Raw genomic sequence first — 4,226 nt, forward strand, 5'->3', positions numbered from 1 at the left:
CCGGCGTCCTGCCGGGTTACCCACGGATTCAAGCCTGCGTTCGGCCAGCGTGGTTTGACGGGGCGCTTAAGATCAAAAGCAGATCAAGATCAAGGGCGACTCGCTTCGCATCGTGGTTACGGTTGGCGCTACTGAGTTGTGTAGACAGCCGCGGACTAAATGTGGGAGGGGGCTTGCCCCCGATGGCGGTGTGTCAGCTACAACAGAGCTAACTGACCCACCACCATCGGGGGCAAGCCCCCTCCCACATTTGAACCGTATTTCAGATTTTAGATAACGAACCGGGCCACCATCGCGTTCAGATCCACCGCCAAGCGTGACAGCTCATGGCTGGCCGCACTCGTTTGATTGGCGCCCGCCGCCGATTGCGTCGCCAGGTCGCGGATATTCACCAGGTTGCGATCCACCTCGCGCGACACCTGGGCCTGCTCTTCGGACGCGCTGGCGATCACCAGGTTGCGTTCGTTGATCAGGCTGATGGACTGAGTGATCTGCTCCAGCGCCACACCGGCGGCGCGGGCCATTTCCAGGGTACTTTGGGTGCGCTGGTTGCTCTGCTGCATCGATTGCACGGCTTCACCGGTGCCGTTCTGGATGCCGGCGACCATTTTTTCGATTTCCTGGGTCGACTGGGCCGTGCGATGAGCCAGTGCGCGCACCTCGTCGGCCACCACCGCAAAGCCACGCCCGGCTTCACCGGCGCGTGCCGCTTCGATCGCGGCGTTGAGCGCCAGCAGGTTGGTCTGCTCGGCAATCGCGCGGATCACATCAAGGACCTTACCGATGTCCCGCCCTTGCGCCGCCAGCCCTTCGATCATGGACGCCGTGTTTTGCACGTCCTGGGTCATGGTCTGAATTGCGCCGACCGTCTCGACGACCCGGTCGCGGCCTTCCCGTGCGGCCTGGTTGGATTGGCCGGAGGCTTCGGAGGTGGACACCGCATTGCGCGCCACCTCTTCCACGGCGGCGGTCATCTCATTGACCGCCGTGGCGGCCTGGTCGATTTCATTGTTCTGTTGCTGCAAGCCCTTGGAGGCTTCCTCGGTGACAGCGCTCAGTTCTTCGGCAGCCGACGCCAACTGCGTGGCCGAGCCTGCAATGTGCTGGATGGTCTGGCGCAGATTGGTTTGCATGGTCGACAAGGCACTGATCAGCCGTGCCGGTTCGTCCTTGCCGTCGTCGTCGATAGCGGTCGTCAGGTTGCCGCCGGCGATGCTTTCAGCCGCTTGCACGGCCTTGCGCAGCGGCGTAACGATGCTGCGGGTCAGCAGCCACGCCAGCAACACCGTGAGCAAGGCAGCGGCCACCGACACTAGGATGACGCCGGTAATGGCCACTTCGTAGCTGTGTTCTGCCTGGGTATCGGCGGCCTTGGCGCCGGCGGCGTTGAGGGCGATCAGTTTGTTCAACTGCTCGCCCATCTGGTCGGTGCCGTCCTTGATACGGCTGTTGATCAGCGCGCGCATTTCATCGACCTTGTCTTGTTTGGACAGGGCAATCATGTCGGCTTGCGCCTTGAAATAGTTGTCCAGGGTGGTCGCAAATGCCTTGTACAACACCGTCTCCTCGGCACCTGCCGGCAGCGCGGCGTAATGGGTCTGCGCCGCCTTGACCTTGTCGACCAGCACGCCGATGCGGGTTTCGGCTTCCTGCAGGGCGACCGGCTCACGGTTGACCAGCACGCGAAAGGACAGGATGCGCATGCGCAACACGTTTTCCGTCATTTGCCCCAGGTACGTCACGCTGGGCAACTGGTTGGTGCTCATGTCCAACGAAGCCTGGCGCATCAAGGTCATGCGGTCGACTGCAAATACCCCCAGGATGACCACCAGAACGGCGATGAAGGCAAACCCGAGAAAGGCGCGAGGGGCGATATTCAGATGACGGAGGGACATAGGGCTGCTCTCAGAAAGGGTGTTTGCGCGCATCCCTGCCGCGAAACGATCGGCCAGCGACAATGCGCTGCCAGACTTTGGCCACCGCTGTTGTTATTGATAGGTGGACCTATAAGCGCTATCGGCACGCCCGAGGGTTTTATGCAGGGGTTTCATAAATATTTTTTTACACTTCAGGCAATCCACCGTTTCTGGCATCCTGCGCCTCCATTTTCCGACCCGAGCCCTCATTTTGTCTGACGCTCAAGCCCCTCGCCCGCGCTATAAATCCGACCTGATCTACGGCCTCGAAGACCGTCCGCACTTCACTGCGGCGGTGTTTGCCGCCCTGCAGCATGTGCTGGCGAGCTTCGTCGGCATCATTACCCCGACCCTGATCGTCGGTGGCGTGCTGGGCCTGGAAAGCGAAGTGCCGTATCTGGTGAGCATGGCGCTGTTCGTCTCGGGGCTCGGCACCTTTGTGCAGGCGCGTACGTTCGGCCCCATTGGCTCGGGCCTGTTATGCCTGCAGGGCACCAGCTTTTCCTTTATCAGCGTGATTTTGAGCGCCGGGTTCATGGTCAAGGCCCGCGGCGGCGGTACCGATGAAATCCTCTCGACGATCTTTGGCATCTGTTTTTTCGCAGCCTTTATCGAAGTGGTGCTCAGCCAGTTCATCGGCAAGTTGCGCAAGCTGATTACCCCGGTGGTGACCGGCACCATCATCACCTTGATGGGGTTGTCGTTGATCAAGGTCGCGGTGACCGACATGGCCGGCGGTTTCGGTGCCAGCGACCTGGGCGCGGCGAGCAATATGGGCCTGGCGGCGCTGGTGCTGCTGACCATCGTGGTGCTCAACCGCTTCGACAACCCGTTCCTGCGCCTGGGCTCGATCGTGATCGGCCTGACCCTGGGTTTTGTCGTGGCCTGGTGGCTGGGCCGTGTCGACATGGCCGCCCTGCCCCTGGTGCCGCTGATCAGCGTGCCGGTGCCGTTCAAATACGGTTTCTCGTTCGATTGGGTGGCGTTCATCCCGGTGGCGGTGATCTTCCTGATTTCGCCCCTGGAAGCCGCCGGTGACCTGACCGCCAACTCGATGATTTCCCAGCAGCCGGTCAAAGGCCCGCGGTATATCAAGCGCATCAAGTCCGGCCTGCTCGCCGACGGCCTCAACTCGGCGATGGCGGCCACCTTCAACAGCCTGCCGATGGTGACCTTCGCCCAAAACAACGGCGTGATCCAGTTGACCGGCGTGGCCAGCCGCTACGTGGCCTACTTCATCGCCGGCCTGCTGGTACTGCTGGGGCTGTTCCCGATGATCGGCGCGGTGCTGCAACTGATGCCCAAACCCGTGCTGGGCGGCGCGACCCTGATCATGTTCGGCACCGTGGCAGTGGCCGGCATCAAGATCCTCGCCGAAGCCGGGCTGCACCGACGCAACGTACTGATCGTGGCGATTTCCCTGGGGATGGGCCTGGGCGTCGCGGCCGTGCCCGAAGTGCTGCGCGACTTGCCCAAGGCGCTGCATAACATCTTTGAGTCGCCGATCACCGTGGGGGCGTTCTGTGCCATCCTGCTGAACATTTTCCTGCCCGAAGCGTTCATAGAGCTGGAAGAAGATGAATTCGATCCGGAGTCCTCGACCCTCAAAGTCATGCAGGACCCGGACGTTACGAAACAGTAGGAGCACGTTCAGATGCGCAAGCTCATGGTGGTATCGCTGTTGTTGCTGACCTTGAGCGCCTGCGCGCTGTTGCCCCAGCGCGATCCGGTCAACATCAACGTGGTCGGCATCGAACCGCTGCAAAGCCAGGACCTGGAAGTGCGCTTCGCCGTCAAGCTGCGGGTGCAGAACCCCAATGAAGCGGCGATCGACTACAACGGCGTGGCGCTGGATTTGGAAGTCAATGGCCGGCCACTGGCGTCCGGGGTGAGTGATCAGGCGGGCAGCATCCCGCGTTTCTCAGAGACGGTGCTGATGGTGCCGGTGAGCGTTTCGGCGTTTTCCGTGTTGCGCCAGACGTTGGGCCTGAGCCAGACCCAGAGCCTGAATAACCTGCCGTATGTACTGCGCGGCAAGCTGGCGGGCGGGTTGTTCGGAACGATGCGTTTTGTGGAACGTGGCACCCTGGATTTGCCCAACACCGCAACCTGGTGAACTGCGGGCGACAACGCTGAAGATCACATGTGGGAGGGGGCTTGCCCCCGATGAGCATAGGTATCTACACAACTCTGTAGCGGCCAACGCTAACCACGATGCGCCCCGTTAAACCACGCTGGCCGAACGCAGGCTTGAATCCGTGGGTAACCCGGCAGGACGCCGGGTTAGCCGCACTGGGCCAGGGATGGCCC

At 61.7% G+C, this 4,226-nt stretch carries 3 protein-coding genes; 2 read left to right on the forward strand and 1 reads right to left on the reverse strand.

The annotated features are described in order from the left end of the window. Positions 1-269: 269 nt before the first annotated feature. Positions 270-1,928, reverse strand: a complete 1,659-nt coding sequence (locus tag BFP89_RS21000; RefSeq protein ID WP_370671228.1) for a methyl-accepting chemotaxis protein — start codon at positions 1,926-1,928, stop codon at positions 270-272. 199 nt (positions 1,929-2,127) lie between these two features. On the opposite strand from BFP89_RS21000, the gene BFP89_RS21005 reads away from it, so the two are divergent. Both BFP89_RS21005 and BFP89_RS21010 read left to right on the forward strand, forming a co-directional pair. Then, entirely contained in the window at positions 2,128-3,558 is a 1,431-nt protein-coding gene (locus BFP89_RS21005) for a nucleobase:cation symporter-2 family protein (protein ID WP_065887376.1), read from the forward strand. Between the two features lie 12 nt (positions 3,559-3,570). Next, a complete protein-coding gene (locus BFP89_RS21010; protein ID WP_065887377.1) occupies positions 3,571-4,032 on the forward strand; it encodes an LEA type 2 family protein in 462 nt (153 codons plus the stop codon). Positions 4,033-4,226 lie beyond the last annotated feature (194 nt).

The organism is Pseudomonas sp. 31 R 17, from assembly GCF_900004915.1.
GTDB lineage: Bacteria > Pseudomonadota > Gammaproteobacteria > Pseudomonadales > Pseudomonadaceae > Aquipseudomonas > Aquipseudomonas orientalis_A.